This window comes from Rhodothermales bacterium (assembly GCA_013002345.1).
In the GTDB taxonomy this organism is placed as follows: Bacteria; Bacteroidota; Rhodothermia; order Rhodothermales; family JABDKH01; genus JABDKH01.
In genome coordinates this window covers 1-5,466 of the sequence record JABDKH010000104.1, presented here as the reverse complement: position 1 = coordinate 5,466, position 5,466 = coordinate 1, and the positions used below count along the sequence as shown (strand labels likewise).

The following is a 5,466-nucleotide window of genomic DNA, read 5'->3' as shown; positions in this document are numbered from 1 at the left end:
CGATAGTGAAGCCCGACGCGTGCACCGGCCTCGCCCAGTCGAAGCGCGATGGCCGCGCCAATGCCTCTCGATGCGCCTGTGACCAGGGCGCTCTTGCCGTTCAGATCTATGTGCATTCCAAGGTCCGGTTCATGGCGTGGAGGACACGCACTGTCGAAGACCGCTGAGGCGCCGAATATCTACCTGGATTTGGACGGCAGTTTGGCCGCCACCGACCCTGCGACGGCGCCTTCGGCTTTCGAAAATGAATCTGCCGGTCGCCGCCAGATGGGTACGGAGGAACATGGTTCGCCGTACATGACCTTTCGGGCGACCTGTTTGAGCTCGCGCGCCGCCAGCAGATAGGCATTCTCCGGCACCGTTTCGCTTCCGCAGCCTTTTACGACAACGATGGCATCCTGATACCTGCTCCAGTCGAGCGAGTCGAGTGTCCGGGTAAACTGATCACGAATGAGATCGATTCGTTTCCCCACGGCCGTGCTCGCGGCCATGCCTTCCAGGCGCGACGCAATCAACATGTATGCCCACGTAGGAACGATCGCGTCGGTGGTGCAACCGATAGCCACATGGGCGCCCTCAAAGGACTTCCAATCGTACTCCTTAACCAATGCGCGGAAGGCCTTTTCGCGTAACACCAGCCCCTCAATCAGAAACTCGGAGATGTCCAACTCACGTACAGGCCGGCCATCCCACAGCTCTTCGAGGTTCAGCACCTCGATCTCGCTGTCGGCCACCTTGTTCACAATGGGTTCCATATCAGTCGGGTCATTGTTGCGCAACGGGCGAAGGAGCGGCCGCCTGCACCTTCCGGTAGGCTTCTACGACCATTGTGATCGCCGTATCGAGCTGCTCGTCGGTTGTGAACCGGCCGAGACTGAAGCGAATAGTAGCGAGGGCATCGGAGTCCGAGAGACCGATCGCCTTCAAGACCCGACTCGGCTTTCCGGATCCACTTGCGCACGCACTGCCCGCGGACAACGCGAGCCCACGGAGTTCTGTGAGCAGGTTGGCTGCACGGACTCCCGGGAATGTCAGACTTGATGTCTGTGGAAGTCGGTCTTCGCCTGACGCATTAACACGCAGGCCTTCAATGGCTGATTGTAGTTCATTCTCCAGCCGGTCGCGCTGGATCCGGTGTCTCGCGGCGTCGACCTCAAGCCTGTTTCTGGCGACGGACGCTGCCGCGCCGATCCCGACGATACCCGGTACGTTGAGCGTTCCGGAGCGAAGGCCGTCCTCCTGACTGCCGCCATGAAGCAGCGGTCGCACTCGTACGCCCGGCCGGGTCCACAGTGCACCCACGCCTTTGGGACCGTAGAACTTGTGAGCGCTGCACGTCAAAAGGTCCACGCTATCTACCGAGACGGGGACCTTCCCGACCGCCTGGGTCGCGTCCGTGAGAAAGAGGATATCTCGTTCGCGTACGGCCCTCGCAATCTCTTCAATCGGATGAATTGAGCCGATCTCGTTGTTCGCCCACATCACCGCAACGAGTACCGTGTCCTCCGACATCGCGTTCTCGATATCCTCACGGCTGACGAGCCCATTGGCGTCGACAGGTAGATAGGTTACGCGGACTCCATCCCGTTCCAGCGAACGACATGATTCGACGACGGCGCTGTGCTCGGCGATGGTCGTGACGATGTGCCTCTTACCCCGGGACGACGGATCGACAACCCCCTTAATCACGGTGTTGAGCGATTCTGTGGAACCCGACGTAAACGTGATACGCTCGGGATCGGCACCGATCAGTTCCGCAAGCTCCTCCCGGGCGACCTCGACGGCCTCAGCTGCCGCCCACCCGTATGCGTGCCCCTTGCTTGACGGGTTTCCGTAGTGCCGATCAAAGAAGGGCGTCATACGAGCGACGACCGCGGGGTCAACCGGCGTAGTGGCGTTATAGTCGAGGTAGATCAGATCCATAGTTTTCGAGTCCCGGAAAACCTACCGTTGCTACTGCGCGGATATCCGCTCGTTCCGCGGGGCAGTGCTGCCGACTAGAGGATGGTTTTGATGCCGATCACGAGGCGGCGAGGCAGACCCGGACGTATGCCGGCCGGCCGTCGTGCTGCAACATACTCGACATCCGTCAGATTGAGCACACGTCCCACAATCCGAACGCGGCGGCTGACACGATAGCTCGCAGCGAAATCCATCGTCAGGTGAGCATCCGTCGACTGCTCGTCCACATAGTCCCCCTGCGACGCATTTGTCCTCATCTTGCCGGTGTACTCCCCCGAGAGATCGATACTGAATCGACGAGTCTCCAGGCCGAACGACGCGCCGAACTGGTGGCGAGGCACGTAGGGCAGATCATCGCCCTCACGTACGGTGGCCCAGGGCTCGAAATCGCTTTCGAAGCTGTTCTTGAATTGCGCTGACGTAAATGTATAGTGGGCACGAAGCGGGAAGGAATAACCGCGACGCGATAACATGCCGAGATCGTAGGCCGCCGATAATTCCAATCCATGAACGTCGACGGCTCCGCCGTTAAACTGATTGGTCGTTCCCTCACCGCCGCTGGCCGCGAGATCAGCCCCGAGGAGGTTACTGTAGTCCGTGTAGAACAGGACCGCCTCGGCCTGCAGCATGCCGTTCAGGAGTCGTCCGCCGAGCTCATAGTTCAGACTTGATTCAGGTCGAGTGCCGTCTCTGGAATCCGGCGGCGCAAATCCACGGTGCACCCCCGCAAAAGCGTGAAGGCCGGCAGCGATATCCACGTCCAGACCGACGCCCGGAATCCAAGAGTCAACTGAATTCGTGCGCCTGGAAAGATCAACCCCCGTGCGCATCACGTCATCGCGTCCGTAGTCAAGTCGTCGGAGCGACACGTGCTCGTAGCGGACCCCGGGGACAAACGTCAGTCGGCCGTAGACCAGGCGATACTGTAGAAATCCTGATGTCGCGCGCGCCCGCTCAACCCTGTTGCTCTCACTTCCGGGAATGCCTTCGAAGGTCCGCACCATAATCCCGTCGGCCATCCGGTATTGATCGTTCCACTGGAATCGATCGATTTCGTCCTCATGAACCCTGATCCCCAGCTCAAACTCATGTCGGGTTTGACGCGTCGAGAGGCCAACGCCGACGACCGATTGCACGCCGCGCGCGTAGTAGGATCGATTGTTTGCCTTGACCAAGAGGGCGTCGTCGTTTTCGCTGGTCGAGCCGAGGAGTATGTCGAGTTCGTCGATGTAGTCAGATGGTTTCGCCAGGACCTGGCCGATGCGTACCGCGGCCGCGCCGTCGACTGATCTGACCGCATCCAGTTTGTACCAGTTGCGTGAGAAATCCGTTCGATACAGTGTGGTCGTCACATCAACGGCGGCAGAGGCTCTGATAACGTGTCGTGCAACCACCTGTGACTGTTCCGTTGACATCCGATCCGCTTGCGAGGCCGCGTATCGACGACTCGGCGTTACTGCGAAATCGGCGTCCGTCAGTCCGAGATACGTCTCGTCCGACGACTCAGTGGCCCGCCCCAGTTTGAGCGTGACCTCCTGATAGACACGGGCTTTTGAATCTGTCGATAGACGGATCTTCCCGAGGTAGTCGCGCTTCTCAAATCCGCTAGTGCCACCGCCGTCGATCTGCTTGAAGCCGTCAGTGCCACTCTGGTACGTCTCGAGGAGAAAGCCTGCGTGCTTGAACGATGTGCCGATGTTCGCTCGCACGACGTGGCTATCGTCCCCACCTGCCAGAAGGTCGAAACGACCTGAGAGTTGAGACGGGATCTGGGTTGAAATCAAGTTCAGCGCTCCTCCCGTCGTGTACGGCCCGTACTTAATCTGGCTCGAGCCCTTCCGAACTTCGACCGCCTGCATTCGGCCGACGGTCGGAAAGTAGTATGCAGCCGGTGCAGCGTAAGGTGCGGGAGCGATCAGGATGCCGTCTTCCATGACGGTGATCTTCGAGCTGCGCTCCGAGCCTGAACCTCGAAGCCCTATGTTGGGGCGAAGACCGTAACCATCTTCTTCCTGGATATTGACTCCGGGAATTCGACGAAGCACGCGGCCGACATCGCCATAGTCGAAGCGCTCCAGCTCCATGGGCGAGATGAAGTGCGCCGACCCTGGAAGTGACTCAATTCCTTTCAATCCGCCGGTGAGCATCACCCGCTCCACAACGATCTCGGGAATCTCGAGCCAGTGCGAATCGAGCAGAAAATCGAGACGCACGACCTGCCCTTCGTGGACTGTTACCGTAAGCTGCGCATCGCGGTATCCAAGCATCGACGCGCCAACCGCGTAATCTCCCGCAGGTACTTCGAGAATGCGGTATCGGCCGTTGATCGCGGACGACGCGCCCGCCTGTGTCCCGACTACGGTAACATTAGCGTTTGCCAGCGGTTCGTGGGCGGCGGCATCGATCACACTACCCTCGATCGTGCCCGTCTGGGCCCGACAGGGATGGGCGTGAAGCAATGTGAAAAGGGCGGCTGCGAAGCCGACAGATGCGAACGCAATGCGGGTATTCACGTCCTGAGAAGCCTTTTGTCATTCTTATTTAGACTGAATCTACATAAAGTTGAGGCTGGCGTCTACTGATTTGCCTCGACTTCGTTACGTTTCAACAAACACCGACTTGCACAGTGAATCGTACTTCCACATCAAGGCTGATCGTTCGGCCCGTGCAATCCGACCACGAATGGGAGATCGCACGGCAGATTCGGACCACGGTCTTCATTATCGAGCAGGAGTGCCCGCCGGAGGAGGAGTGGGACGAATATGACGAGGTAAGCCGGCACCTTCTGGCGTGGCTGGACTCCGAGGCGATCGGGGTGGCGCGCTGGCGAACCTCATCCCACAACGAGCGGGTGGTGGCTAAGCTGGAACGATTCGCGATCCTGCCTCCGTACAGGGGTCAAGCCTACGGCCGGGAGTTGATTCGGCAGACCATGGAAGACGCTCGGCGCGCCGGATTTGAAGAGCAGGTGGTCCACGCGCAGGCCTATCTGGAGGACCTTTACCGGGATTTCGGCTTTGTCACGGAAGGTGAAACTTTCATGGAAGCGGGAATACCACATGTGAAGATGGTATTTGTGCCGCGGTCGGATACATGAACGAGGAACCTACCGGAAGCCCAAGTCATTGATACGCACTGGCCTCGCCGCGTTCGTCTAGGGGTCCAGGACGCCGCCCTCTCACGGCGGTAACACGGGTTCAAATCCCGTACGCGGTACCATGACGCCCGACCGGGATCTTCCCGGCCGGGCGTTTCCTTTTCCACCCACCGCTGCGACCGTCCAATGTCGGCACCTCTGGCAAATCCCTGTCTGGGTTACCCGCAAAAGAAAAGGGCGCCCTCCGGGACGCCCTTTTTCACACATTCGCCGACGCGACTATTCCTCCTTCTTCGGAAGTGCCGCCTTTACAAGCACATTGTCGATCAGGCCGTAGCTCTTTGCCTCTTCCGAACTCATCCAGTAGTCCCGATCCGAATCGCGCTCGACGTCTTCGATCGTGCGAC

Annotated in this window: 6 protein-coding genes and 1 tRNA gene; 2 read left to right on the top strand and 5 right to left on the bottom strand. The window is 59.4% G+C overall.

Translation table 11 applies throughout. The annotated features are described in order from the left end of the window. The 4 genes from HKN37_05415 to HKN37_05400 all read right to left on the bottom strand — a co-directional run. On the bottom strand, positions 1-116 hold a 116-nt coding region (locus HKN37_05415; protein ID NNE46082.1), incomplete at its 3' end, for an SDR family NAD(P)-dependent oxidoreductase. A gap of 63 nt (positions 117-179) precedes the next feature. Beyond that, on the bottom strand, positions 180-755 hold the full coding sequence (locus HKN37_05410) for a DUF2480 family protein (GenBank protein ID NNE46081.1): 576 nt from the start codon (positions 753-755) through the stop codon (positions 180-182). Positions 756-765: 10 nt separating this feature from the next. Continuing rightward, positions 766-1,923, bottom strand: a complete 1,158-nt coding sequence (locus HKN37_05405) for a cysteine desulfurase (protein NNE46080.1) — start codon at positions 1,921-1,923, stop codon at positions 766-768. A gap of 74 nt (positions 1,924-1,997) precedes the next feature. Next, positions 1,998-4,475, bottom strand: coding sequence for a TonB-dependent receptor (locus HKN37_05400; GenBank protein NNE46079.1), 2,478 nt, complete (start codon positions 4,473-4,475; stop codon positions 1,998-2,000). A 137-nt stretch (positions 4,476-4,612) separates the two neighbouring features. Between HKN37_05400 and HKN37_05395 the strand changes: the two genes are divergently transcribed. Then, on the top strand, positions 4,613-5,059 hold the full coding sequence (locus tag HKN37_05395) for a GNAT family N-acetyltransferase (GenBank protein NNE46078.1): 447 nt from the start codon (positions 4,613-4,615) through the stop codon (positions 5,057-5,059). A gap of 46 nt (positions 5,060-5,105) precedes the next feature. Further along, a tRNA-Glu gene (locus tag HKN37_05390) sits at positions 5,106-5,181 on the top strand. Positions 5,182-5,338: 157 nt separating this feature from the next. On the opposite strand, the gene HKN37_05385 is transcribed toward HKN37_05390, so the two are convergent. After that, a partial coding sequence (locus HKN37_05385; GenBank protein ID NNE46077.1) for an ATP-dependent Clp protease proteolytic subunit occupies positions 5,339-5,466 on the bottom strand: 128 nt, incomplete at its 5' end.